The 25,237-nt window shown below is 66.9% G+C and carries 25 protein-coding genes and 1 riboswitch; of the genes, 17 read left to right on the top strand and 8 right to left on the bottom strand.

What is annotated here, in order from left to right; all coding sequences use genetic code 11:
- The first annotated feature begins 27 nt into the window (after positions 1-27).
- From N8I74_RS16745 to N8I74_RS16725, 5 genes are all read left to right on the top strand, one after another.
- Positions 28-1,374, top strand: coding sequence for an aminotransferase class I/II-fold pyridoxal phosphate-dependent enzyme (locus tag N8I74_RS16745; protein WP_263124292.1), 1,347 nt, complete (start codon positions 28-30; stop codon positions 1,372-1,374).
- Positions 1,371-2,798 carry a sensor histidine kinase gene (locus N8I74_RS16740; protein WP_263124290.1) on the top strand — a complete coding sequence of 476 codons (1,428 nt, stop codon included), beginning with the start codon at positions 1,371-1,373 and terminating at the stop codon, positions 2,796-2,798. Before N8I74_RS16745 ends, N8I74_RS16740 begins: the two co-directional genes overlap by 4 nt.
- Positions 2,795-3,361, top strand: a complete 567-nt coding sequence (locus N8I74_RS16735) for a hypothetical protein (RefSeq protein ID WP_263124289.1) — start codon at positions 2,795-2,797, stop codon at positions 3,359-3,361. The genes N8I74_RS16740 and N8I74_RS16735 overlap by 4 nt, the downstream gene beginning before the upstream one ends.
- A gap of 8 nt (positions 3,362-3,369) precedes the next feature.
- On the top strand, positions 3,370-4,764 hold the full coding sequence (locus N8I74_RS16730; protein WP_263124288.1) for a sigma 54-interacting transcriptional regulator: 1,395 nt from the start codon (positions 3,370-3,372) through the stop codon (positions 4,762-4,764).
- A 248-nt stretch (positions 4,765-5,012) separates the two neighbouring features.
- Positions 5,013-5,351 carry a BON domain-containing protein gene (locus tag N8I74_RS16725; RefSeq protein ID WP_263124286.1) on the top strand — a complete coding sequence of 113 codons (339 nt, stop codon included), beginning with the start codon at positions 5,013-5,015 and terminating at the stop codon, positions 5,349-5,351.
- A 123-nt stretch (positions 5,352-5,474) separates the two neighbouring features.
- Here the strand turns inward: N8I74_RS16725 and thiD are convergent, their stop codons facing one another.
- The 3 genes from thiD to thiM are packed head-to-tail and all read right to left on the bottom strand — an operon-like array spanning position 5,475 to position 7,707.
- Positions 5,475-6,272: a bifunctional hydroxymethylpyrimidine kinase/phosphomethylpyrimidine kinase gene (thiD, locus tag N8I74_RS16720; RefSeq protein ID WP_263124284.1), complete on the bottom strand. Its 798-nt coding sequence runs from the start codon at positions 6,270-6,272 to the stop codon at positions 5,475-5,477.
- Positions 6,269-6,907, bottom strand: a complete 639-nt coding sequence (gene thiE / locus N8I74_RS16715) for a thiamine phosphate synthase (RefSeq protein ID WP_263124282.1) — start codon at positions 6,905-6,907, stop codon at positions 6,269-6,271. The genes thiD and thiE overlap by 4 nt, the downstream gene beginning before the upstream one ends.
- Positions 6,904-7,707, bottom strand: coding sequence for a hydroxyethylthiazole kinase (gene thiM, locus N8I74_RS16710; protein ID WP_263124280.1), 804 nt, complete (start codon positions 7,705-7,707; stop codon positions 6,904-6,906). Before thiM ends, thiE begins: the two co-directional genes overlap by 4 nt.
- 25 nt (positions 7,708-7,732) lie before the next feature.
- Positions 7,733-7,825: riboswitch (TPP riboswitch) on the bottom strand.
- A 282-nt stretch (positions 7,826-8,107) separates the two neighbouring features.
- On the opposite strand from thiM, the gene N8I74_RS16705 reads away from it, so the two are divergent.
- The 4 genes from N8I74_RS16705 (at position 8,108) to N8I74_RS16690 (ending at position 11,861) form a co-directional block, all read left to right on the top strand.
- Positions 8,108-8,755, top strand: coding sequence for a tetratricopeptide repeat protein (locus tag N8I74_RS16705; RefSeq protein ID WP_263124278.1), 648 nt, complete (start codon positions 8,108-8,110; stop codon positions 8,753-8,755).
- A gap of 15 nt (positions 8,756-8,770) precedes the next feature.
- The gene (locus tag N8I74_RS16700; protein WP_263124277.1) at positions 8,771-9,922 is read left to right on the top strand and encodes a hypothetical protein; all 1,152 of its coding nucleotides are present in this window, start codon (positions 8,771-8,773) and stop codon (positions 9,920-9,922) included.
- A gap of 79 nt (positions 9,923-10,001) precedes the next feature.
- The gene (locus N8I74_RS16695; RefSeq protein ID WP_263124276.1) at positions 10,002-11,216 is read left to right on the top strand and encodes an amidohydrolase family protein; all 1,215 of its coding nucleotides are present in this window, start codon (positions 10,002-10,004) and stop codon (positions 11,214-11,216) included.
- Between the two features lie 3 nt (positions 11,217-11,219).
- Positions 11,220-11,861: a dTMP kinase gene (locus tag N8I74_RS16690; protein WP_263124274.1), complete on the top strand. Its 642-nt coding sequence runs from the start codon at positions 11,220-11,222 to the stop codon at positions 11,859-11,861.
- 53 nt (positions 11,862-11,914) lie between these two features.
- On the opposite strand, the gene htpG is transcribed toward N8I74_RS16690, so the two are convergent.
- On the bottom strand, positions 11,915-13,801 hold the full coding sequence (htpG, locus tag N8I74_RS16685; RefSeq protein WP_263124273.1) for a molecular chaperone HtpG: 1,887 nt from the start codon (positions 13,799-13,801) through the stop codon (positions 11,915-11,917).
- 558 nt (positions 13,802-14,359) lie between these two features.
- On the opposite strand from htpG, the gene N8I74_RS16680 reads away from it, so the two are divergent.
- On the top strand, positions 14,360-15,721 hold the full coding sequence (locus N8I74_RS16680) for a chitinase (protein ID WP_263124272.1): 1,362 nt from the start codon (positions 14,360-14,362) through the stop codon (positions 15,719-15,721).
- A 58-nt stretch (positions 15,722-15,779) separates the two neighbouring features.
- Here the strand turns inward: N8I74_RS16680 and N8I74_RS16675 are convergent, their stop codons facing one another.
- Complete coding sequence (locus tag N8I74_RS16675) at positions 15,780-16,808, bottom strand: porin (RefSeq protein WP_263124271.1); 1,029 nt, start codon at positions 16,806-16,808, stop codon at positions 15,780-15,782.
- A 214-nt stretch (positions 16,809-17,022) separates the two neighbouring features.
- Between N8I74_RS16675 and N8I74_RS16670 the strand changes: the two genes are divergently transcribed.
- Both N8I74_RS16670 and N8I74_RS16665 read left to right on the top strand, forming a co-directional pair.
- A complete protein-coding gene (locus tag N8I74_RS16670; RefSeq protein ID WP_263124270.1) occupies positions 17,023-17,799 on the top strand; it encodes a ParA family protein in 777 nt (258 codons plus the stop codon).
- Positions 17,800-17,868: 69 nt separating this feature from the next.
- Positions 17,869-18,774, top strand: a complete 906-nt coding sequence (locus N8I74_RS16665; RefSeq protein ID WP_263124269.1) for a response regulator — start codon at positions 17,869-17,871, stop codon at positions 18,772-18,774.
- Between the two features lie 27 nt (positions 18,775-18,801).
- Here the strand turns inward: N8I74_RS16665 and hisC are convergent, their stop codons facing one another.
- The 3 genes from hisC to N8I74_RS16650 are packed head-to-tail and all read right to left on the bottom strand — an operon-like array spanning position 18,802 to position 21,221.
- Positions 18,802-19,860: a histidinol-phosphate transaminase gene (gene hisC / locus N8I74_RS16660; protein WP_263124267.1), complete on the bottom strand. Its 1,059-nt coding sequence runs from the start codon at positions 19,858-19,860 to the stop codon at positions 18,802-18,804.
- Between the two features lie 54 nt (positions 19,861-19,914).
- Positions 19,915-20,628: an SAM-dependent methyltransferase gene (locus N8I74_RS16655; RefSeq protein ID WP_263124266.1), complete on the bottom strand. Its 714-nt coding sequence runs from the start codon at positions 20,626-20,628 to the stop codon at positions 19,915-19,917.
- On the bottom strand, positions 20,625-21,221 hold the full coding sequence (locus N8I74_RS16650; protein ID WP_263124265.1) for a Maf family protein: 597 nt from the start codon (positions 21,219-21,221) through the stop codon (positions 20,625-20,627). Before N8I74_RS16650 ends, N8I74_RS16655 begins: the two co-directional genes overlap by 4 nt.
- A gap of 95 nt (positions 21,222-21,316) precedes the next feature.
- Here N8I74_RS16650 and N8I74_RS16645 point away from each other — a divergent pair, with 95 nt between their 5' ends.
- The 5 genes from N8I74_RS16645 to fabD all read left to right on the top strand — a co-directional run bounded on the left by N8I74_RS16645 (position 21,317) and on the right by fabD (position 25,188).
- Complete coding sequence (locus N8I74_RS16645; protein WP_263124264.1) at positions 21,317-21,808, top strand: YceD family protein; 492 nt, start codon at positions 21,317-21,319, stop codon at positions 21,806-21,808.
- A gap of 34 nt (positions 21,809-21,842) precedes the next feature.
- Positions 21,843-22,022 (top strand): 50S ribosomal protein L32, encoded by a 180-nt coding sequence (rpmF, locus tag N8I74_RS16640; protein ID WP_263124262.1) that lies wholly within the window; start codon positions 21,843-21,845, stop codon positions 22,020-22,022.
- A gap of 106 nt (positions 22,023-22,128) precedes the next feature.
- Positions 22,129-23,166 carry a phosphate acyltransferase PlsX gene (plsX, locus tag N8I74_RS16635; protein WP_263124261.1) on the top strand — a complete coding sequence of 346 codons (1,038 nt, stop codon included), beginning with the start codon at positions 22,129-22,131 and terminating at the stop codon, positions 23,164-23,166.
- A gap of 37 nt (positions 23,167-23,203) precedes the next feature.
- Positions 23,204-24,160, top strand: a complete 957-nt coding sequence (locus N8I74_RS16630; protein WP_263124260.1) for a beta-ketoacyl-ACP synthase III — start codon at positions 23,204-23,206, stop codon at positions 24,158-24,160.
- 101 nt (positions 24,161-24,261) lie between these two features.
- Positions 24,262-25,188 (top strand): ACP S-malonyltransferase, encoded by a 927-nt coding sequence (fabD, locus tag N8I74_RS16625; protein WP_263124259.1) that lies wholly within the window; start codon positions 24,262-24,264, stop codon positions 25,186-25,188.
- Positions 25,189-25,237 lie beyond the last annotated feature (49 nt).

Here is a 25,237-nt window from a genome sequence, read left to right as displayed (position 1 = left end):
TGTCCTATGACAAATAAAGTGTTTTGAATGGTACAAACAGACCTCTTTCTCTGCAAGGGGGGTGGTGCGGAGGACATCTTCGGGCACATCCGTGCGCTGATCGAAGGCGGCACGCTCGGTCAGGGCGCGGCGTTGCCGCCGATCCGCGAGCTGGCCCAGATGCTGGAGGTGAACCGCAACACCGTGGCCGCCGCCTACCGCAAGCTGGTGGCCGCCGGCCTTGCCGAAGCGGCGGGCCGTGCCGGCACCCGGGTGGCGCAACGCACACGCATGGGCCTGCCCACGGGCGTGCACGCCTTCCTGCCGACGCCCGGCATGCTGGAGCTGGCTTCGGGCAACCCTGATCCGGCACTGTTGCCGGAGCTCGCGCCTTTGCTGCCGCACCTGGCGCCGATGCCGACCCCGTTGTACGGGCAGCCGGCCTACCTGCCGGCGCTGCAGGCATGGGGCCGGGCGTGGTGGGAGCGTACCGGCACGCTGGCCGCGCCCCTGGCCGATCCGCTGCTGGTCAATGGCGCGCTCGACGGAATCGAGCGGGTGCTGGCCGTCTGGCTCGCCCCCGGCGACACGGTGCTGGTCGAGGAACCGTGCTTTCCCGGGTCGCTCAACCTGCTGCGGCAGATGGGGTTCAATCTGGTGGGACTGACGCTCGATGGTGAAGGCATCGAGCCGGCCGCGCTGGAAGGCGCGCTGGCGCGCAAGCCCAAGGCGCTGCTGTGGACGCCGTATTCGCACAATCCCACCGGCACCAACACCTCGGCGACCCGCGCTGCGGCGCTGCGCCAGCTGGTCGATGCCCATCCCGAACTGCTGATCGTCGAGGATGACCATTTCGCCGGCTTTGCCACCCAGCCCACGCCATCGCTGGCGACGCCCGGGCGCGAGCGTTGGGCGGCGGTGCGCTCGCTGTCCAAATGCCTGGGGCCCGATCTGCGGCTGGCTTTCCTCGCCGGCGACGCCACCACCCTTGCCCGCGTGCAGCGGCGCCAGTATGTGGGCCCGCGCTGGCCGAGCTTTCTGCTGCAGCGACTGGCGCTGGCACTGCTGCAGGCACCCGGGACGGCCGCGCTGTGGCGGCGCGCCGGCGCCTGCTATGCCGAGCGGCACGCCGCGTTGGTCGCGGCACTGGCCGCGCGCGGTCTTGCCGCCTTGCCCGGCGGTGGGCTCAACGTCTGGTTGCCGCTGGCGGACGACGCGATGGCGGCGCAGGCGCTCGCTGCGCGCGGCTATCTGGTGCGCACGGGCGATGCATTCCGGGTGACACGGCGCCTCGGTGCGCTGCGGATCACCTCGGCTGCGCTGTCCGGCGAGGAGACCGCCGCGTTTGCCGCGGTGCTGGCCGAATGCCTGGGCGGTCTGGGGGTCGCGGCATGAGACGCCTTTCGTGGTATCGCCTGTCGTTCCGGCAACTGCTGTTGCTGGCGTTCCTGCTGGTGGGCACAGTGCTCTCGGCCAGCTCGTTCCATGTGCTGCTCGCGCTGGAGCGCCTGGCGGTGCAAAGCCGCGAATCGGCGCAGGCGGCGGTCAAGCTGACCGAGGCGGCCGAGCGGCTGGGCGAGCGCACGCTGACCATGGAGCGCAGCGCACGCCAGTTCCTGGTGCTGGACGATCCGGAGTTCCGCCAGCGGTTCGAGGAGGCATGGCAGGACGCGGGCACGGCATTGCGCACGTTGGCGCGGCTGCTGCCCGGCGTATCGCGGGATGAATTCGAGGCGTGGCAGGCGCATGGGGACGGCGCGCGGGTGCTGCTTGACCGGGTCCGTCCGCGGCGCGGCGGCGGCGAGGCGGCGTTGTTCGAACATTTCTCGCGCCTGCGCAGCATCAACGCCGAGCTGAGCCTGGCCGCCAAACGCCGGGTCGAGCTGGCCAACGACGCCTTGAGCGCCGAGCTGGAGCGTCAGCGCGGCCTGCTGGCTGCCCAGATCGCCGCGGCGCTGGTGCTGGCGGTGCTGCTGGCGCTGGGCTTCGGCCTGTGGCTGACACGGCCCCTGGCGCGGATCGAAGGCGCGATCGCCCGGTTGGGCGAGGGGCGTTTCGACGACGAGATCGCGATCCGTGGCCCGATCGACCTGCGCCGGGTAGCCGAGCAACTCGATTGGCTGCGTCGCCGGCTGGCGGCGCTGGAGGCCGACAAGGCCCGTTTCCTGCGCCATGTGTCGCACGAATTGAAGACCCCACTGGCGGCGCTGCGCGAAGGCGTGGCGCTGCTCGACGACGAGGTGCCCGGACCGCTGGCGCCGGCGCAGCACGAGGTGGTCGGCATCCTGCGGCAGAATGTGGCGGCCCTGCAGTCGCAGATCGAGAGCCTGCTGCGCTACAACGCGGCGGTGTTCGAGGCCGGACGCGCCGCGCATCGCCGGCTGCCGCTGGTAGCGCAGCTTGCCGGCGTGATCGATGCGCAGCAGCTGCAGTGGCAGGCACGCGCGCTCACCGTCAGCATCGAAGGCGACGAGGTGACCATCCGGGCCGACGCCGATCAACTGGGTGCGGTGTTCAGCAATCTGTTGTCCAACGCCATCCGCTTCAGCCCCGAGGGCGGCGAAGTGCGCTTCGTGGTCAGCGAACAGGCCGACCGCGTCCGGATCGATTGCTACGACGAAGGCCCGGGCGTGGCGCAGGATGACGCGCCGCGGATCTTCGAACCCTTCTACCAGGGGCGGCGCCAGCCGCCCGGCGCCCGCCATGGCAGCGGCATTGGCCTGTCCATCGTGCAGGAATACATCGCGGCCCATGGCGGGAGCGTCGCGCTGCTCCCAAGTGAACGCGGCGCGCATTTCAGGATCGAACTGCCCTTATGAAACCCATCCTTCCCTTTCTGCTGGCTGCGGCGTTGCTGCTCAACGGCTGCGTCAGTCCGCCACCACCGCTGCCGCCGCCACCGGCGCCCACCCCGCCACCCACGCCCACCCCGGCACCCGAGCCCTTGGTCTACGTCGAGCAGCTGCCCAGTGTGGTCGACGAGGTGCTGGATTACGGCAGCAAGGTCCGCAGCCTGTCCGCGGCCGAGCTGGGCAAGGAGCTGAATGCGCTCGCGGCCAATCCGGCCGGCCCGCAGACCACGCTCAAGCGCGTGCTGGTGCTCTCGCGCATGCACGGCAACGGCGAATTGGGCCGTGCGCTCGGCCTGCTCGACGGTCTGCTCAAATCGGCCGATGCCGAGCTGCAGCCGTTCAAGCCGCTGGCCACCGTGCTGCAGATGCAGTTGAACGAGCGCCGGCGCAGCGACGAGCAGGCCGACCGGCTGGGGCAGCAGCTCAAGGACGAGCAGCGGCGCGCCGATGAGGCGATTGCCAAGCTCGATGCGCTCAAGAAGATCGAAAGCACCCTGCCCGCGCGCCCCGGGGCGCCGGCTGCCAAGTGAGGTGTGCAATGGCCCATGCCGAACCCCATCCCGCGCATCTGCTGCTGATCGATGACGACGCCGACATCGTGCGGCTCCTGACCATCCGTTTGACCGCGGCGGGCTATCGGGTCAGCACCGCCGAGAGTGCCCAGGCGGCGCTCAACCGGCTGGATATCGAACGCCCCGCGCTGGTGCTCAGCGATGTGCGGCTGCCCGACCGCGACGGCCTCGCGCTGTTCGATGAGATCCGCGCCCGCCATCCGGCGCTGCCGGTGATCCTGCTGACCGCGCATGGCAACATTCCCGACGCGGTGGATGCAACCGCACGCGGCGCGTTCGCCTACCTGACCAAGCCGTTCGACGGCCGCGCGCTGCTGGACAAGATCGCGCAGGCGCTGGCGCTGGCGGCACCCAGCCAGACCGTCACCGCGCAGGGCGAGGCATGGCGCGAGGGGCTGATCAGCCGCAGCCAGCGCATGGCCGAGCTTCTGGCCGAGGCCAAGCTGGTGGCAGGTACCGACGCAAGCATCCTGATCCGCGGCGAAAGCGGCAGCGGCAAGGAAGTGCTGGCGCGCGCCATCCATCGCGCCAGCGCGCGCAGCCACGCCCCATTCATCGCGGTCAACTGCGGCGCCATCCCCGAGCAACTGCTCGAATCCGAGCTGTTCGGCCATATGAAGGGCGCCTTCACCGGTGCCGTGGCCAATCACCGTGGGCTGTTCCAGGCCGCGCATGGCGGTACGTTGTTCCTGGACGAGATCGGCGACATGCCGCTGGCGCTGCAGGTGAAGCTCCTGCGTGTGCTGCAGGAGCGCGCGGTCCGCCCGGTCGGCAGCGCCGAGGCGGTACAGATCGATGTGCGCATCCTGTCGGCCACCCATCGCGACCTTGATCAGGCGATGGCTGAGGGGCAGTTCCGCGAGGATCTCTACTACCGGCTGAACGTGGTGACGCTGGCACTGCCGGCCTTGTCCGAGCGACGCGAGGACATTCCGTTGCTGGCCAATCATTTCCTTGCCACCGTGGCCGAGAAATACGGCCGGCAGGTGAACGGCTTCGCCCCCGATGCGCTGGAGGCGTTGTCGATGGCGCCATGGCCGGGCAACGTGCGCCAGCTCTTCAACGTGGTGGAACAGGTGTGCGCGCTGTCCACCGCACCGCTGGTGCCGCTCGCGCTGGTGCAGCGCGCATTGCGCGTGCCGTCGATCGAGGTGCTGAGCCTGGCCGACGCGCGCCAGCGCTTCGAGCGCGACTATCTGGTCAAGCTGCTCAAGCTCACCAACGGCAACGTGGCCGACGCCGCGCGGCTGGCTGAACGCAACCGCACCGAGTTCTATCGGCTGCTGCAACGCCATGGGCTCGCCCCGGAGCTGTTCCGCAGCGACGACCAGCAGGCTGTTGCCGACGGACGACAGGAATAATCCTTTTCTGATCAACGCCTTGGGATGGGCGGCAGCCTGGCTGTCGCTTGTCGGCGACAACACTTCCCGCCCCCTATGCGCAGCGCATGGCAATCAGCAGCATGCCAACGTGCAGGTTGTTGATAGGTATGGGTTTTTCCGGCTCTGGCACGCGGCTTGCTGTCTGGTAGGGGCGGCCGGTCCCCGGCCTCGGTTTTGAATGAGGTGCCCATGCCATTGCGGCAAGGGCAACAGATAAGGAGAAACCCATGAAGACTCGTACCTTGCTGGCCCGCGGCGTTGCCGTGCTGGCACTGTCCGGCGCCATGCTGTCGCCGGCATTTGCCACTGGCACCACTGCCGCGACCAGCACTGCCGCTGTCGGCGCCTATGTCGATGACGCAGCGATCACGGCCAAGGTCAAGGCCGCCCTGCTCAAGGACAAACAGGCATCCGCCACCAGCGTGAACGTCACCACCGAGCAGGGTGTGGTGATGCTCTCCGGCACGGTCGACACCCCCGATGCGGGCGTGCGCGCCATTGAGATCGCCGCCGGCATCGAGGGCGTGAAGGACGTCAAGAGCGCGCTGACGGTCAAGGCAAGCTAAGCCGCGCACATCGGGGCTGCGGCGCGTGGCGCAGCGGCCCCGTTCCATCCTTTCAGGGATTCTGGTCCATTTGGCGAACATCACGTTCGCCTTTTTCGCGTGCGGGCACCTATTGCCGGGGCCTTACCACCACCGATGGAAATGATGGACCGGACCGACGCCTTGCCCGACCTGCAGCCGGTCTGCGGCGTGCAGGGCGTCCTGCAGGTAGGTGCGTGCCGCCAGTACGGTCGCCGCCCAATCCGGATGATGCGGACGCAACGCCGTCAGCGCCGCGGACAAGGTGCAGCCGGTGCCGTGGGTGTGGCGGGTCGGGATGCGCGGGTGAGCAAAGCGCACCGCGCCCGTTGGGATGATCAGCCAATCCGGACTCTCGGCGCCGCCCAGGTGTCCACCCTTCATCAGCACCGCCTGCGCGCCCGCCTGCAGCAATGCCTCGCCCTGTTCACGCATCTGGCTTTCGGTCTGCGCCGGCGCACAACCCAGCAAGGCCGCGGCCTCGGGCAGGTTGGGCGTGACCAGCCCCGCCAGTGGCAACAAGGTGTCGCGGATCGCAGCGATCGCCTCGGGCGCCAGCAACGGGTGACCGCCCTTGGCGATCATCACCGTATCCAGTACCACCCAGCGCGGCCGGTGACGCGCCAGACCCTCGGCCACCGCGTGCACGATGGCGGCGTTGGCCAGCATGCCAAGCTTGACCGCATCGACGCGGATGTCGTCGAACACCGCGTCCAGCTGCTGCAGTACGAACGCCGGCGGCACGGCATGCACCGCATTGACGCCACGGGTGTTCTGCGCGGTCAGTGCGGTCAGCACGGTCATGCCATAGGCGCCCAGCGCGGAAAAGGTCTTCAGGTCGGCCTGGATGCCGGCGCCGCCGCCCGAATCCGAACCGGCAATGGTCAGTGCGTGCACCGTCATGGGCGGGCTCCTTCGATTTCCTGGCGCAAGGCGCGCACCGCGCCGGCGATGTCGGGCTGGCCGCAGATCGCCGATACCACGGCCACGCCGTCGGCACCGGCTTGGATGACGGCGGCGGCGCCACCGGCCTGGATCCCGCCGATGCCCACCGCCGGCAGCGTCCTGGCAGCCATCAGGCTTGCAAACTGCGGCAGGCCGATCACCGGTGAGGCATCCGCCTTGGTGCCGGTGGGGTAGACCGGGCCGACGCCGAGGTAGTCGATCAGATCGAGCGGCGCCTGCGCCAATTGCACCGCGTTGGAAGTGGACAGCCCGATGAGCTTGTCCGGCCCGAGCAGCCGGCGCGCGACTGCCGGGGGCAGGTCGGCCTGGCCCAGGTGCACGCCAGCGGCATCGACCGCCAGCGCCACATCGATCTGGTCGTTGATGATCAAGGGCACGCCCAAGGGATCGAGCGCCGCCTTCAGCGCCTGTGCGGTATCCAACCACTGCCGCTTCTTCCATTGCGGCGCGCGCAGCTGCACCACCGTGACACCGTGTTGCGCGGCAATGCGCGCGGTATCGACCATGCCCTCGGCGCCGCCGCACAGTACCGGATCCAGCACCAGGTACAGCGACAGGTCGCAGTGTTTCATAGCGACAGCTCCCGCAGCTGCTTGGGACTGAGCACGTAGAGCGCATCGAGGAACGAAAACCTGAACGAGCCGGGGCCGTCGCACGCACTCTGGGCGCGCTCGCCGCAGATACCAGCCACGGCACAGGCGGCGGCTACGGCGTTGAGCCGGTTGCCGGTGTGGGCCGTGAATGCGGCGACCAATGCCGACAGCGCACAGCCGGTGCCCACCACCCGGGTCATCAGCGGATGGCCCCAGGGGGTAGCCCAGGTGGTCTCGCCATCGGTGATGTAGTCGATCTCGCCGGTGACCGCGACCACCGCGCCGGTGGTGCGCGCCAGCTGCTCGGCGGCGGCCAGCGCGCTGGCCGAACCGGCTGTGCTGTCCACGCCGCGTCCGCTTGCGCCCCAGCCGGCCAGCGCCAGGATCTCGGAGGCATTGCCGCGGATCGCGGCCGGGTGTTGCGTCAGCAGCTCACGGCAGGCGGCGGTGCGGTAGCCCAGTACCCCCACCGCCACCGGATCGAGCGTCCAGGGTACGCCGGCGGCGTTGGCGGCCGTCACCGCCTGCTGCATGGCGGCCCAGCGGGCAGGGTAGAGCGTGCCGATGTTGATCAGCAGCGCTCCGGCAAGCGCGGCGAACTCGGCGGCCTCTTCCTCGGCCACGATCATCGCCGGCGCGGCACCGACCGCCAGCAACGCATTGGCGGTGATCTCCTGCACCACCTCGTTGGTGAGCACATGCACCAGTGGGTGCTCGGCGCGCAGCCTTTCCAGCTCGTCGGCGATCACGACGAAAGGCAGCGTGGGGGGATGGGACATGGACAGGCTCCTTGTTCCGTGCAGGAAAGGCCGCCTGGGACTTCCCTACGCCGGCATGATCCGGATCAGGTGGTGCGGGTGTGTCTCAGCCCTGGCAGGGGCACCCCGAGTCAGCTGGCGATTCTGCGCTGCACCGTCGGGCGCGGCAAGCGGGTTGGATCAAAGTTGCGCGTTTTGCCGCAGTCATCGTGCAATCCGTCATGGATTCTGTCTGTCCTGGTTTGTCAACCATCTGTCGGTCACGGGTACGCAACCTTGCCGTTCAACGAGTTGCGCCTTGCGGTTTGAACGCACCCGGCTATACCCCGAAACACATGGCGCGGCGCATATGCTGTCCGCGTCCTGCGCCGGCCATTCGCAGCCCGGCTGTCCCGGGCGATTCGAACCGAGGAGATAGGCGATGAAGGATGTCCCAGATATCAGCAGCGATCTGCAGCTGGCGGCCGCCAAGGGCAGGGAAATCATAGCGGCGCTCCAGCGCCTGGTCGGCGAGGTGGAGCAGGCACAAAGCGATGCCGCGCGCCTGGTGGCCGCCGGCAAGATCCGCGAGGTGGCGCAGACGTTCCAGCTGGCACAGAAGCATTACCAGGCGGCGTTGCAGCACGACCCGGGCTCGCTGGAGGCCAAGGCGCGGCTGGCCATCCTCTATACCAAGCAGCGCCGCCGCCCGACCGCGCTCAAGACCGCGTTGGAAGTGGCCCAGCAGAACGCCAAGTTCAAGTTCTCCGACATCACCGGCCGCCCACGCTCGGTGCAGACCGTGCTGGGCGATGCCCACCGCGAGAGCGGCAATGCCGAGGATGCCAAGACCGCCTATGCCGCGGCGCTCAAGCTGCAGTCAGGCGACGACTATGCAGCGTTCCGTCTGGCGCAGCTGCATCTGGGCAGCGGCGACATCGCCGCGGCGCAGAACCTGGCCAAGAAGATGGGCGAGCACCCCGAGTTCGCCGAGCTGCATGCCGCACTGCGGCTGGTGAAAGCCGGCAGCGGCCCCGGTCTGCGCGGCACGATCGCCGACCTGGCAAGCAAGTTTGCCGCCGCGGTGTGAGCGGGCGCGCCACCGATGGATATCCACGCCTACCTGGAATGGCACGATACCGGGCTGGAGGCGCTGTCTTGCATGCTGCTCGACGAGACCGGCGCCTGCGGCGACGACGTGCTCTATGTGACCGGCTCGCTGGTGGAGGGCCTGGGCAACCTGCGCTCGGACATCGACGTCTATCTGGTCACCGGGCGCACCTTCGAGGCGCGCGCCGACTTCGCCTCGGTGCTGATCATTCCGTTCGAGGCCTGTCCGGTGGACGTGGAGATCGTGGCACCGGAGCGGATCGAGGCACTGATCGGACGGCTGGCGCGGTTCGCGCCCGACCACGATGTCGATCCACGCCGCGCCGCCACGGCATTCTCGGCCGCCGAGCTCAAGCTGCTGCACAACCTGCGGCAAGGTGTCCCGCTGTTCGGCGCCCCCCGGTTGGCCGACTGGCAGGCACGGATCGTACCGCGCACGCTGTCGCGCATCCTGTTCGACCTGTCACAGGTCTATCTGGGCATGCTGCACCTGGACATCCTGGGGCAGATCGAGGATGGAGACGCAGCCAGCGCCATCCAACTGATCGAACAGTACCGCGGTCACCTGATCGGCGCGCTGCTGGCTGCGCTGGGCAACACCAACCCGGCGGACAAATGGCGGCTGCGCCTGCTCGAACGCCTGACCGCAGGCCGGCACGCCCCGGACCTGCCGCCCGGCCATGACCTGCCTGGCCTTGCGCGGCAGCTGCGGGGCTTCCGGGTGTCGCGCCCGTCGGTGCTGGTGGCATTCGAGGCATTCATAGCATTGCAGCGGCTGGCGCATGTGATCGTACCCTGGGGGCAGCGGCGCTTTGCCGATCCGGCCGCGCAACACCTGACGGGCAGCTCAGTCCCGGTGCAGCCGCAGCCGGCGTTGCCGGGCGGCGATGGTGTGCTGCCGGCGCTGTCCATCGAACTGTCGCTGCGCTTCTGCGGGCCCGACGCCTACCGGCTGACCCCGTTGGACGAGCATTGCGCGATCGAGGTCAACCAGCAGGCCTACGCCATCCTGCTGTGTTTTGACGGCAAGACCACGTTGAACCAGGCCGCCGGGCGGCTCGCGGCGCACAGCGGTGTGGCGCCCGCTGTGCTCGCCGGCGCCATCGACGATCTGCAGCAGGTGCTGCGCGGACACGCGCTGCTCTGACCCGACCTGTCCTGATGCCGCCACCGCGGCACCGCCGCGCCATCAATGGCGCACTTTGACCAAGCTAGAGGGAGATGCCATGAACGCACCCGGTGCCTTGAATCCCATCCCGGCCATCACCCGGCTGATTTCCTCGGATTCGCACATCATCGAGCCGCCCGGCCTGTGGGTGGAACGCATCGACCGGCGTTACCGCGACCGGGCACCGCGTGTGGCGCGCATCGATGGCAGCGACTGGTGGATCTACAACGGAGAGCGCATCGGTTCGGTCAGCGGCCGCAAGAAGCGTTCCGGCGGTATGGCCGACCCGGTGCAGGGCATCGCGTCCAAGGGGGCGGTGCTGACCCATTCCACGTTCGATGATGTGCACCCGGCGGCGTATACCCCCGGCGAATATGTCAAGGAGAACCTCGCCGACGGCGTGGTCGGCGCGGTGATCCGGCCGACCCAGGGCATCACCAACTATTGCATCGACGATGCCGAGCTCTTCGGCGCCATCTGCCGCGCCTACAACGACTGGATGGTCGAGTTCTGCAGCGTGGCACCGCACATGCTCAAGGGCGTGGCCATGCTCAACAACTATGATCCGGCCGACGCGGTGCGCGAGCTGGAGCGTGCGCGGGGCATGGGCATGGCCGGCGGCATTATCAGCGTCTACCCCGGGCGCGAGCAGGCGTACCACCAGCCGCGCTACGAGCCGCTGTGGGCGGCCGCGGCGGCGTTGCAGATGCCGCTATCGCTGCATGTGTTGACCAACCACAACGGGCCCTACGGCGTGCCGTTCCCGCAGGTGGATTACAGCCTGCGCGTCAATGCCGACTACTGGGTACGCATGTCGTTGGCCGACATGATCTTCGGCGGGGTGTTCGAGCGCCATCCGGGGCTGATGGTCGAGACCTCCGAGCATGAAGGCGGCTGGGTGCCGTACTTCCTGTGGCAGATGGACTGGACCTACGAACACCGCATCCTGCGCCGGCGGCAGCACACCGCCACCCCGCGCCGCCCCAGCGAATACTTCCACGACCATGTCTACGTCTCGCTGATCTATGACCAGGGGGCGATCGAACAGCGTGAGCGGATCGGCGTGGCGCGTCTCATGTGGGGGTCGGACTATCCGCACGAGCAGTCCACCCATCCGCGCTCGCTCGAAACCGTGCGCGCGCTGCTGGCCGGGGTGCCGCAGGACGAGGCCGAGGCAATCGCCTTCGGCAACGCGGCACAGCTGTTCCAGTTCGATCCGGCGCGCCTGGCGCCCGGCCCGATGCTGGCCGAAGCAACCGTGTCGGTGGGCTGAGCCATGCTGATCAACATCCTGGGGTCGGACGGCGGCGGCAAGACCACGCAGATCGCGCAGCTGATCGAATGGGCGCAGCAGACCTTCGGGCTGCCGGCGCGCAGCCTCGTCAAGCGCGATCTGTTCGATGCCGGGCGCTTTCCGGAAAGCGCGTTCTTCGGCTGCGACTACGAGACACTGGCGCACCGGCTGCTGCCACAGATGCCGGCCGAGGCGCGCGCGCTGTGGCTGTTCTACATGAACGCCGTGCTGATCCGGGGGGCGCCGCCGCAGGGGCGCGAAGTGGTGTTCCTCGACGGTTACTGGCACAAGCATTTCGCCACCGAGGCAGCGCTCGGGCTGGATACGCAATGGCTGTTGGATGTGTGCCGCTGCTTCCCCGAGCCGGACCTGACCCTGCTGCTCGACATCGATCCGCGTGTCACGGTGGCGCGTGGACATGTGCACAAGCCGTACGAATCGGGCTGCGACTTCGCGTGCCACGATGCCTCGTTCATCCGCCAGCAGGACGGAGTGCGCCGGCACCTGTTGCAGCTGGCACAGGCGCGTGGCTATCCGGTGCTCGATGCCGAACGTGGGGTGGACGAGGTGTTCGACGCGTTGTGCGCGCACATCGCGCCGCTGTTGGAGCGGCTGGCCGCGTAGGCGGCCGCTGCGGGCGATCGGGCAGGGCCGCCATGGGGCAGCCCTGCCATGGCTCAGGCCGTCGCCAGGATCAGCCGGTTCAGCCGCATGACGAAGCCGGCGGGGTCCTCCAGCTGGGCGCCTTCGGCCAGCAACGCCTGATCGAACACCACCTGGGTCCAGTCGGTGAAATCGGCCTGCCCGACCTGTGCCTGCAGCCGCTTGACCAGCGCATGCTCCGGGTTGATCTCCAGGATGGGTTTGGACGACTGCACGCTCTGGCCGGCGGATTTCAACAGGCGCTCCAGGTTGCCGCTCATGTCGAAGTTCTCCACCACGAGGCAGGCTGGGCTGTCGGTCAGGCGGGTGGTGACGCGCACGTCCTTCACCTGCTCACCGAGCGCATCCTTGATCGCCGTCACCACGTCCTTCAGCGCTTCGGCCGCCGCTTCCTGTTGCTGCTTCTCCGCTTCGTCGGCAAAGGCCGACAGGTCAAGCTCGCCCTTGGCCACCGACTGCAGCTTCCTGCCGTCGAACTCGGTCAGGCTGGAGACCAGCCACTCGTCGACCCGGTCCGACAGCAGCAGCACTTCGATGCCCTTCTTGCGGAACACCTCCAGATGCGGGCTGTGGCTGGCCGCCGCGTGCGAATCGGCGGTGATGTAGTAGATCCGGTCCTGGCCGTCCTTCATCCGGCCGATATAGTCGGCCAGGCTCACCTGCTGGGCATCACCCTCGCCGTGGGTCGAGGCGAAGCGCAACAGGCCGGCGATACGGTCCTTGTTGGCGAAATCCTCACCGGTGCCTTCCTTGAGCACCTTGCCGAATTCCTGCCAGAACACCGCGTAGTCGTCCGGCCGGTTGTCGCGCAGGTCTTCCAGCAGACCCAGCACCTTCTTCACGCAGCCGGCGCGGATGGTGTCCACATCCTTCGATTGCTGCAGGATCTCGCGCGACACATTCAACGGCAGGTCGTTCGAGTCGATCACCCCGCGCACGAAACGCAGGTACTGCGGCATCAGCTTGTCGTGGTCTTCCAGGATGAACACGCGCTTCACGTAGAGCTTCACGCCGTGCCGGCGGTCGCGGTCATACAGGTCGAACGGCGCGCGCTTGGGGATGTACAACAACTCGGTGTATTCCTGGCGCCCTTCGATGCGGGCGTGGCTCCACGCCAGCGGCTCATCGAAATCGTGCGCGACGTGCTTGTAGAACTCCTGGTACTGCTCGTCGCTGATATCGCTCTTGTTGCGGGTCCACAGCGCATTGGCCTGGTTCACCGCTTCGACGCCGTCCCCCGGGATCTCCTTGCCCTCGTCGTCGTACTCGGGCCGTTTCTTCATCAGGATGGGCAGGCTGATGTGGTCCGAATACTTGGTGACGATGGCGCGCAGCCGCCAGTCGTTGAGGAACTCGTCCTCGCCTTCCTTCAGATGCAGCACGATCTCGGTGCCACGGCCGGGTTTCTCGACGTCCTCGATCGTGAATTCGCCGTCACCTGCCGATTCCCAGCGCACGGCATCAGTCTGGCCGGCGCGGCGGGTGGTGAGCGTGACCTTGTCGGCGACGATGAATGCCGAGTAGAAGCCGACGCCGAACTGGCCGATCAGGTGCGAATCCTTGGCCGAATCGCCGGTGAGCTGGCTGAAGAATTCCTTGGTGCCCGAGCGGGCGATGGTGCCGATGTTGGCAATCACCTCGTCGCGGCGCATGCCGATGCCATTGTCGGCAATGGTGATGGTGCGCGCGTCCTTGTCGAACGACAGCTGGATCTTCAGCTCGCCGTCGCCCTCGAACAGCGCGCCGTTGTCCAGTGCCTCGAATCTGAGTTTGTCGCAGGCGTCCGAGGCATTCGAGATCAGTTCGCGCAGGAAGATCTCCTTGTTGGAGTAGAGCGCATGGATCATCAGGTGCAGCAGCTGCTTGACCTCGGTCTGAAAACCGAGCGTTTCCTTGCTCATGGGTGAACAACCTCCAGATTAAAAACCGGTCCGGGACCGAAGCCAGGACCTGCGATCATGTGTATCGGCGGCGTGCGCCGGATTGTCCGGCATGCCGTCAGCGGCCGGACGCATCGTACCCGGGATGCCGCAACCGGCAATGAGGCCGCGCAGCATCCACAGTGCCCCGGTAGCTGCGACGCCAGGCCGCAAGCACAGCCGTTGCGCTGCATGCCTGGGTGCGTCACCCCCGGTCGCTTCGTGCACACCGGGGCCGGCCTGTCCCGGCCGGGCAACCGACGGCGGCAAGCGCTGAACCGGCACTGGCTGGCAATAGTGGGGCTGGCGTCATGGTTTTCAAGGTGGCTTGTATGGCAGCCGTCCGGCGGGAAGCAACGGCGTCGCCGCACTGTCTTTTGTTCCAGTAATCAGCAACGGCGCGGGCTGGCGGGGGCGGCAACTAGAAAATGCTAATTTAATTAACAACTTGCCGATGTTGACGCTGTCTGCGCCGCGCACTAAACCTCTGCTGGTGCGCCTATGGGGCGTGCACGATAAAACCAGGATGGAGATGAGCAAATGACAACGCAACGATGGATGCGTCAGCTGATGAGCCGGCGTTGGGTGGCATGGTTTTGCGCCGTGCTGTCCGTGGCCGGCACGGCGCCGGCCGCAACCGCTGCCTGCGCCGTCTGGGCCGAAGGCCAGACCTATGTCGCCGGCACGGTGGTCAGCTATGCAGGGCAACCGTATACCGCCGCGGTCAGCCATACCGCCTATGTGGGCACCGGCTGGAATCCCGCGGCAACGCCTGCGCTCTGGCGCACCGGCGGCAACTGCGGTACCCAACCCACCCCGACGCCGACCCCGGTCGTGACGCCGACGCCGATCGTCACCCCGACGCCGGTGGTGACCCCGACCCCGGTGGTCACGCCCACTCCGGTGGTGACCCCGACCCCGGTCGTCACCCCGACGCCGATCTCCCCGCCCATCCGGCATGCATTGGTCGGCTACTGGCACAACTTCACCAACCCGTCCGGCCCCACCTTCCCGATCAGCCAGGTGAGCGACGACTGGGACGTGATCGTGCTGGCCTTCGGTGACAATGCCGGTGCGGGCAACGTAGCGTTCCACCTTGACCCCAACGCCGGCAGCGAGGCGCAGTTCATCGCCGATATCGCCGCCAAGCGCGCCAAGGGCAAGAAAGTGGTGCTGTCGCTGGGGGGCCAGGACGGTACGATCACGCTCAATACCGCTTCGGATGTGACCAACCTCGTCAACAGCCTGTACGGCATCATCACCAAATACGGCCTGGACGGGATCGATCTGGATCTGGAAGGGGGCAGCGGCGTATCGCTGAATGCGCCCATCATCGACAACCTGATCATCGCGATGAAGCAGCTCAAGGCCAAGGTCGGACCGAACTTCTATCTGTCGATGGCGCCCGAGCACCCGTATGTGCAAGGTGCCTATGTGGCCTACGGCAGCATCTGGGGCGCCTATCTGCCCATCATCGATGGCCTGCGCAACGATCTGAACCTGATCCACGTGCAGTATTACAACAACGGCGGCTTCACCTACACCAACGGCGCGATCCTGCAGGAAGGCACGGTGGATGCGCTGGTCGGCGGCAGCCTGATGCTGATCGAAGGCTTCAAGACCAACTACGGTACCGGTTGGGAATTCAAGGGCCTGCGCCCTGACCAGGTGGCCTTCGGCGTGCCGTCGGGCGGGCGTTCGGCCGGACGCGGTTTCGTCACCCCGGCCATCGTCAACAACGCGCTCAACTGCCTGACCCGGTTGCAGAACTGCGGTTCGGTGGTGCCCAAGCAGGCCTACCCCGATTTCCGCGGGGTGATGACCTGGTCGATCAACTGGGACCGCTACGACGGCTACAACTTTTCCAAACCGGTTGCCGCGCACCTCAGGACGCTGCCCTGACCGGCTGCGGCAATGCAAAACGGCGCCCATGGGGCGCCGTTTTTTTTGGACAGGATGATCAGAAGTGGGTCTTCAGGCCGGCCATCACGCGGCTGGTGTCCTTGCCCGGCGCACCCAGGTAATCGGTCGTATCGTTGGTCGGGCCGTACCCCGCATTGGCGTCGTTCCATACATAGCGCCCTTCCACATAGGCGAGCGACTGCTTGGAGAGGCTGTAGTTGTAGCGTGCCGCCACCGCCTGGGCGCCACTGTCGGCGCGGTCGGCCAGATCACCCAGCTGCATGTAGGTAAGGTAGGTGCCGTGTTTACCGCTGTTGTAGCTGCCCTGGGCGAACCACAGATCCTGCTCGGCCTTGCGTCCGCCGGCCGGGGTGTAGGCCATCGACTTGTAGCCGCCGTTCACACCCAGACCGTTCGCAAAGTTGTAGCCGGCACTGGCGAACCAGTTGCGGCTGTCGAAGCGCGCCGCATTGCCCACGCTCAGGTCGTCGCGTCCATCGGCATTGTTGCGTTCCTGATAGGCGCCATCGACGAACAGCCCGGCCTGGGCATAACGGGCTGCCAGGTCGAAACCGTAGTGATCGTTGTCGCCCTGGTCCTCCAGGTTGTACAGGGCGGAGAACGACAGGCCACCGAAGCCCGGGCTGTCGTAGCGCACGCTGCTGCCCGGACGTTGCGCCTGGCCCAGCCCGTACTCAGAAATCAGGAAACGGGCGCCGGTGTCGCGGTAGCGGCCGTCGAGCATCTCATAGAGCGGCGACTTCATCTTGCCGGCGCGCACCAGGCCGAGGTCGCTGTCGTAGCCGATCCAGGCCTCGCGCCCGCCAAAGCGTGCCGCGTCGTCACGGCCCGGCCCGAAATTGCTGGCGCTCTGTTCGAGCCGCCAGCGCAGCGTGCCACCGCCGTCGAGTGCATCGCTGCCGGCAAGGCCGATGATGGCCTCGTAGTCGGAGCGCATCTGGTTCTGGCTGCCCATGTCGTTGGCGCTGACGCCACCTTCGAACGAACCGTCGATCTCTACATCGGCCAGCGCCGGACCTGCGCCCAGCAGCAGGGCGAATGCGATGGGGGTGAGTTTGCGCGTCATCGGAAAGCCTCCTTGTGTTACTTGGCCCGGCAGCGGCCGGACCATCGAAGCCAAGTCTACGGAGCGCAACCAAGCCGATGCGGGGGCAATTTACCAGGAAAAGCGGTGATTTTTTCCGCAACTTGCGCCGATCTGCGGCGAATATGGCAATGTAATCCGGCTGGCGCGTGCTATATTGGCGCGACTCATATTGCAGTGCAGCAAAGGAGCGAAGATGCGGCGGCGCGTGGTGTTCAACCAGAAAGGGGGCGTGGGCAAATCCACGATCACGGTCAATCTTGCCGCGGTGGCGGCGGCAAGTGGGCGGCGGGTGCTGGTGGTCGACCTCGATCCGCAGGGCAATGCCAGCCGCTATCTGCTGGGCGAGGACGCCACGACAGTGCAGCCGGGGCTGGACCAGTATTTCGAGCAGGTGCTCAATTTCAGCCTCTACGCCAAGCCGCTGGGTGCCTTCGTGCATGCCACGCCGTTTCCCGGGCTCTCGCTGCTGCCCTCGCATCCCGCGATCGCTGAGCAGCAGGGCAAGCTTGAAGCGCGCTACAAGATCTACAAGCTGCGCGAATCGCTGGTGGAGCTGGCCGACGCGTTCGACGAAGTGTGGATCGACACCCCGCCTGCGCTCGGCTTCTTCACGTTGTCTGCGCTGATCGCCGCCAACGGCTGCCTGATCCCGTTCGACTGCGACACCTTTTCACGCGACGCATTGCTGGCGTTGCTCGCGCGGGTCGACGAGATCCGCGCCGACCATAACCGCGACCTGGACATCGAGGGCATCGTGGTCAACCAGTTCCAGCCGCGTGCCAGCCTGCCCGGGCGGCTGGTCGAGGAATTGAAGGCGCAGGGGTTGCCGGTGCTGCCCGCCTACCTGTCCAGCTCGGTCAAAGTACGCGAGTCGCACGAGCGCGCAGTCCCCCTGATCTGGTTGGATGCACGGCACAAGCTCGCAAGCGAATTCCTGGCGCTCTACCAGAGCCTGCCGGGTGTCACGTAAAGCGCTTTCGTTGCGTCGAGCCCGACGCTATAGTTGGCGGCAGAGTGCATGCAACGGGAAATAGAAGGCATGGGGAGCCAACCAGGCAAGGGCAGGGTGCTGGTCGTCGACGACGAGCCATTCAATCTCGAGATACTGACCGAGCATCTGCAGGACGCAGGCTATGACGTGGTGCCGGCCGAGGACGGCGAGGCCGCCTGGAACGTCCTGGTCCGCGACCACGCGTTCGACGCCGTCCTGCTTGATCGCATGATGCCGCGCATGGACGGCATGGCGCTGTTGGCCAGGCTCAAGCAGCAGCCGGAACTCGCTGATGTGCCGGTGGTGATGCAGACGGCGGTCGGCGCGGCCGAGAACGTGCGTGAGGGCTTGGCCGCCGGGGCCTACTACTACCTGATCAAGCCGTTCCAGCGCGATATGCTGCTGGCCATCGTCGCGGCCGCGGTGGGCTCGCGCCAGGAGCGCCAGCAACTCGAAGCGCAGATCGCCGAGCAGGCACTTGGCTACCAGCTGCTGTACCACGGGGCGTTCCGGCTGCGTTCGCTGGTCGAGGCCCGCCAGCTGACGCTGCTGCTCTCGCAGACCTGTCCGGACCCGCAGCGCGTCGCGCTCGGCCTGTCCGAATTGCTGGTCAATGCCGTGGAGCATGGCAACCTTGGCATCAACTACGGCGAGAAGACCCGGCTGCTGCAGACCGGGCGCTGGCAGGAGGAGGTGGAATCCCGCCTGGCGCACCCGCAGTTCCGCGACCGGTGGGTGCAGGTCGAGTTCAGCCGTGGCGAGGATGAATTGATCTTCGTGATCAGCGACGAAGGTGAGGGCTTCGACTGGAAACCCTTTCTGGAATTCGCGCCGGAGCGTGCCTTCGACCCGCACGGCCGCGGCATCTCGATGGCACGCATGCTTTCCTTCGACTCGGTGGAATACCAGGGGCGGGGCAACCAGGTGGTCGCCAAGGTCAGGCTGGCGCGCTGAGCGGCGCGCCGCCCTCACCGGTGGTGCTCAGCCCAGGATTTCGCTGAGCGCCTTCACCAGCGCATCGCACTGCGCATCGGTGCCGATCGAAATACGCAGATACTGCTCGATGCGTGGCAGCCTGAAGTGGCGTACCACGATGGCGCGCTCGCGCAGTGCCGCCGCAAGCCCGGCCGCATCGCGCGTGGCGTGGCGGGCGAAGACGAAGTTGGCAGCCGAAGGCAGCACCGAGAATCCCAACCCCGTCAGATCCTCGATCAGCCATTCACGGCTGGCGATCACCTTGGCCCGCATCTCCTGGAAATATCCTTCGTCCTCGAACGATGCGACTGCGCCGGCCTGGGCCAGCCGGTCGAGCGGGTAGGAGTTGAAGCTGTTCTTCACCCGCTCCAGCGCCTCGATCAGCTCCGGATGGCCAATGGCGAACCCGACCCGCAGCCCGGCAAGCGCACGCGACTTCGACAGGGTCTGCACCACCAGCAGGTTAGGATGGTCGGCTACCAGCGCGATCGCGCTTTCGCCACCGAAGTCGACGTAGGCTTCGTCAACCACCACGACCTCGTCAGGCAACTGCTGCAACAACGCCCGGATCTGCGCCAGCGACACCAGCCGCCCTGTCGGCGCATTCGGGTTGGGAAAGATCACCGGTCCTGGCGTGCCCGCGTAGTCGGCAAGGTCGATCTCGAACGCCTCGTTGAGCGGCACGATGCAGTGGTCGATGCCGTAGAGCCCGCAATACACCGGGTAGAAGGTATAGCTGATGTCCGGAAAGCGCAGCGGCGCATCATGGCGCAGCAGGGCCATGAAGGCGAGGGCCAGCACTTCGTCCGAGCCGTTGCCGACGAACACCTGTTCGGGCCGTACACCGTGATACCGCGCGATGGTGGACTTGAGCGCCTCGGCGTTCGGGTCCGGGTACAGGCGCAACCCCTCGTCACCGGCCTCGGCAAGCGCGGCCAGCACCCGCGGCGACGGCGGATAGGGATTCTCGTTGGTGTTGAGCTTGATCAGGTTGCTGATCTTGGGCTGTTCGCCGGGCACATACGGCGTCAGACGGGCGACGATGGGGCTCCAGAAGCGGCTCATGGTGTCTCTCGGGCAATGGGAGTCCATTCTAGCGGCCCCGCTGATCGGAGCCGGTTACACGGCGTACAGCACGAACACGGCCGGATGCCTGTGCAGCTGTGGGCGCTCGGCGTTGCGCCATTGGGTGATGCTGCGGCTGGCGATCCATTCCTGCGGCGTCGTGAGATCCCGCGCCACGGTCAGCTGCGTCCCGGGCCTGCAGGCGGCGAGCAACGCGCCCAGCAGCGCGTCGTTGCGATACGGCGTCTCGATGAAGATCTCGGCCTGCCGCTGGCGCGCGGAGTCCTGTTCCAGCCGGCGGATCGCCTCGGTGCGCGCCGGTTCCTGTGCCGGCAGATAGCCGTTGAAGCGGAACTGCTGGCCGTTGGCGCCAGCGGCCATCAGCGCCAGCAGGATGGAGGAGGGTCCGACCAGCGGACAGACGCGCACGCCGTGCGCATGCGCCAGCCGGACCAGGTTCGCACCGGGATCGGCCACGCCCGGACAGCCGGCTTCGCTCATCAGGCCGACATCGTGCCCGGCGAGCAACGGCGCCAGCAGTGCGGCGAGCGCGCTCTCGGGCGTGTGTTCGTTCAGCTCCGCCAGCGTCAGGCTGCGCAATGGATGCGGCGTGCCCAGTGTCTTGAGCATGGCGCGCGCGGTCTTGGCATCCTCGACCACGAAATGCGTCAGGCGGCACGCCGTGGCGATCACGTCGGCCGGCAGGATATGGTCGAGCCGGTCACCACCAAGTGGCACCGGGATCAGGTAGAGGGTGCCGCTGTTCATGGCAGCGCCACGCCTTCGCTGCGCAGCATCGCGCACAGCGCGATCAGCGGCAGCCCGATGATCGCCGTCGGATCCCGGCTTTCGACCGCGGCGACCATGGTGATGCCCAGTGCTTCGATCTTGGCGCTGCCGGCGCAATCGTAAGGGCGCTCGCGCAGCAGATAGGTTTCGATCTCGGTATCGCTGTAGTCGCGCATCATGACCCGCGTCAGATCGACGTGGGTCTGCACGGCGTCGCTGGCGGCGTTGTACAGTGCCACGGCAGTATGGAATTCGACGATACGCCCGCGCATCGCGCGCAGCTGCGCCGTCGCCCGGGCATGATCGCCGGGTTTGCCCAGCTGCTGTCCGTCGAGCAGGGCCACCTGGTCCGAGCCGATCAGCAAGGCGCCGGGAAAGCGCCCGGCAAGGCGCGTGGCCTTGGCGATCGCCAGTCGCAGACTGGTCTTGGCCGCCGGTTCGTCCGGCAGCGGGGTCTCGTCGACCTGGGGGGCGGCAATGTCGAAAGGCAGCCCCAGCCGGCTGAGCAGTTCACGGCGGTAAGGCGAGGCGGAAGCAAGGATGAGGACAGACGGAGCGTCTTGTTTTTGCATGGAAAATCGGACTGGACGGCGGGTGGAAAAGGCTTTGACAGCGTTGGCGGCGCGATTGTATCATGCGCCCCTTCCGCTTCGTCCGCCCACAGTCCATGCCGGTTATTGATAGTGCCGAATTCGCAAGGCAGGCACGCTCGCTTGCCGGTGAAGTCACGCTGGCCGCGCTGGGCCGCCTGCACGACAGGCTGGCCGACACCACTGGCAGCCTGAGCTGGCAGATCGCCGGCGAGACGGATCGCTATCAGCGCCCGGTGTTGCGGCTGCGCGTGAGCGGCGAGGTCAATCTCGTCTGCCAACGGTGCCTCAAGCCCATGGCCTGGCCGCTGGCGCTTGAGACGACGCTGACGCAGTTCCACGACGAAGCCCTGCTCGACGAGGCAGAGGCGCACGACGAGGACCTCGAAGGCATGCTGGCCGATCCGGCGCTTGACGTGGCGCGGCTGGTGGAAGACGAAGTATTGCTGGCCATCCCCTTCGCACCCAGGCACGATGCCTGCGCGGGCGTGGCCAAGGCGCAAGGCGCCGAAAAACCGAATCCGTTTGCAGTCCTGGCGACTTTGAAAACCAGGAAAGCGGAAGACTGACTGACCCAGATACTGGTTTTCAAGGAGTTTCACCATGGCTGTCCAACAGAACAAAAAGTCCCCGTCCAAGCGCGGCATGCATCGTGCCCACGACTTTCTGACCAACCCGGCGCTCGCGGTCGAGCCGACCACCGGCGAAGTGCACCTGCGTCACCATATCAGCCCGAACGGCTACTATCGTGGCCGCCGCGTGCTCAAGGCCAAGGGCGAGTAAGCGACAGGCTGAAACCCCTTCATAACCAAAAGGTTATGATGACGGCGCAAGCAGGCGGGCCCTGCTTGCGCCGTTCGCCATTCTGGACAACCCAGCCAGGAAATTCATGGATATCACCGTAGCCGTCGATGCGATGGGTGGCGACCATGGCACGCACGTTACCGTGCCTGCCGTGTTGCGCTTTCTGGATCAGCATCCGGATGTGAATGTGGTACTGGTCGGCCTGCCCGATGCCATCGAGGCCGAACTCAAGGCGCAGCGCCGGCAATGCGGCCCCCGGCTGCGCATCCATGCCGCCAGCGAAGTCGTCACCATGGACGAGGCCCCGCAGTCGGCGTTGAAGAACAAGAAGGATTCCTCGATGCGCGTGGCGATCAACCTCGTCAAGTCGGGGGAGGCCAACGCCTGTGTATCGGCCGGCAACACCGGGGCGCTGATGGCGACCGCGCGCTTCGTGCTGAAGACCATCAGCGGGATCGAGCGGCCGGCCATCGCCAAAATGATGCCGACCCGCAAGGGCGGCGAGACCTGCGTGCTTGATCTGGGCGCCAACGTCGACTGCACCGCCGAGCACCTGATGCATTTCGCCATCATGGGTGCGTCGCTGTTCGCGGCGGTCAAGGACCGGTCCCATCCGGCCGTGGGGCTGCTCAACGTGGGCGAGGAGGAAATGAAGGGCAACGGCCTAGTGCGCGAGGCGGGCGAGCTGTTGCGCGCCTCACAGCTCAATTTCGTCGGCAATGTCGAGGGGGATGACCTCTACAGCGGCGAAGTGGACGTGGTGGTCTGCGACGGGTTCACCGGCAATGTCGCGCTCAAGACCTCGGAAGGCCTGGCCAAGATGCTTTCGGATTTCCTGCGGGAGGAATTCTTCCGCAATTGGTGGACCCGCGCCTTGGCTGGCCTGGCCTGGCCGGTGATCGGCCGCTTCAAAAAGCGGGTCGATCCGCGCCGTTACAACGGCGCATCGCTTCTGGGGTTGAACGGTATCGTGGTAAAAAGCCACGGCGGCGCGGATAGCGTGGCCTTCTACTGGGCACTCAAGCAGGCGGTGGAAGAGGCGCGTGCAGGCGTGATCCAGCGTATCGCTGAACAGGTGCATCATCAATTGGCGGTGAAGACACCGCTGATCAATGCCGAATAACGCAGCGGCCCGAACAACCCTTTGCACGAGAGGCGTCATGTATTCCCGCATTGCCGGTACCGGTTCCTACCTGCCTGAACGGATCGTCACCAATGAGGATCTGGCCAAGACCATCGATACCAGCGACGCCTGGATCACCTCACGCACCGGCATCCGGCAGCGGCGTGTGGCTGAGCCGGGACAGATGACGTCCGATCTGGCGCTGGTCGCGATCGAGCGTGCGCTCGAGTCGGCCGGCGTGGACAAGCAGGAAATCGACCTGCTGATCGTCGCCACCACCACCCCGGACAACATCTTCCCATCGACCGCCTGCATCCTGCAGGACAAGCTCGGCCTTGCCGGTTTTCCGGCGTTCGATGTACAGGCCGTGTGCTGCGGTTTCATCTACGCGCTCGCCACCGCCGACAAGTTCGTCAAGACCGGCGCGGCCCGCTGCGCGGTGGTCGTCGGCGCCGAGGTGCTGTCCAACCTGATCGACTGGCAGGACCGCAGCACCTGCATCCTGTTCGGCGACGGCGCCGGGGCCGTGGTGCTCCGGCCTTCGGACGAGACCGGCATCCTCGAAACACGGCTGCACGCCGACGGCAGCTATCGCCATATCCTCAAGAGCGAGGCGCGGGTCAGGCAGGGCGCCATCGAAGGCAGCCCCTGGCTCTACATGGAAGGCAACGCCGTGTTCAAGTTTGCGGTGCGCGCGCTGGCCGACGTGGCCGAGGAGACCCTGGCGGCGGCTGGCATCCCCAAGAGCGCCGTCGACTGGTTGGTGCCGCATCAGGCCAACCTGCGCATCATCGAGTCGACCGCCAGACATCTGGGCCTGCCAATGGAGCAGGTGATCGTCACGGTCGACCGGCATGGCAACACCTCAGCCGCTTCCATTCCGCTGGCGCTGGACGAAGGCGTGCGCTCCGGGCGCATCCGGCGCGGCCAGACACTGATGCTCGAAGGCATCGGCGGCGGCTTTGCCTGGGGGGCTGTCCTCCTGGGCTTCTGATCCGGCGCGGCGCACCGCTGCGCCGCCTGCCTGTTCCCGAATCGAGAAGGCGCGCGTCGGTGTTGCCGTCGGCGTCCTCACTATTCCTCAAGGAGTCAATCATGTCCCTTGCATTGGTGTTTCCGGGCCAGGGTTCGCAGTCGGTCGGCATGCTGGCGGGTTTTGCCGACAGCGCAGTGGTGCGCGCCACCTTCGACGAGGCCAGCGCCGCATTGGGCTTCGATCTGTGGCAGATGGTCTGCGAGGGCCCGGCCGACGAGTTGAACGCCACCGTCAACACGCAACCGGCGATGCTGGCGGCCGGGGTGGCGGTATGGCGCGCCTGGCAGGCCGTGGGCGGCGCGCGTCCGGCCTTCGTGGCCGGGCACAGCCTGGGCGAGTACACCGCGCTCGTCGCTGCCGACGTGATCGGCTTCGCCGACGCGGTGCAGCTGGTGCGCCTGCGCGCCCAGGCGATGCAGGACGCGGTGCCGGTGGGCAGCGGCGCGATGGCGGCGGTGCTCGGCCTGTCCGACGATGATGTGCGCCTGGCCTGCACGGAAGCGGCGCAGGGCGAGGTGGTGCAGGCCGTCAATTTCAATTCACCCGGCCAGGTGGTCATCGCCGGGGCCAAGGCGGCGGTCGAGCGTGCCGCCGAGGCGGCCAAGGCGCGTGGCGCCAAGCGTGCACTGCTGCTGCCGGTCTCGGTGCCGTCGCACTGCGAGCTGATGCGCCCCGCGGCCGAGGTGCTGAGCGCCAGGCTGGCGTCGCTGACCTTCAACACGCCGACCATTCCGGTCCTGCACAATGCCGACGTGCGTGCCTATGACGATCCGTCGGCGATCAAGGATGCGCTTGCCCGCCAGCTCTACCAGCCGGTGCGCTGGGTGGAGACGGTGCAGTGGTTGGCCGGTGCCGGTGTGACGGTGCTGGCCGAGTGCGGCCCTGGCAAGGTGCTGGTCGGCCTGAACAAACGCATCGCCGCGGATCTGCAGCATGCCGCGCTCACCGAGCCGGCGTCGTTCGATGCGCTGAACGCCCTGTTGTGAAAGACCGGCCGGCCCGCAGCGGGCCGGCGGATATCGATATTGTCCCAAG

This window comes from Chitiniphilus purpureus (genome assembly GCF_025642115.1).
Lineage (GTDB): Bacteria > Pseudomonadota > Gammaproteobacteria > Burkholderiales > Chitinibacteraceae > Chitiniphilus > Chitiniphilus purpureus.
Note: the sequence above shows the minus strand (reverse complement) of the source record. Positions and strands in the feature narration are given on the sequence as shown.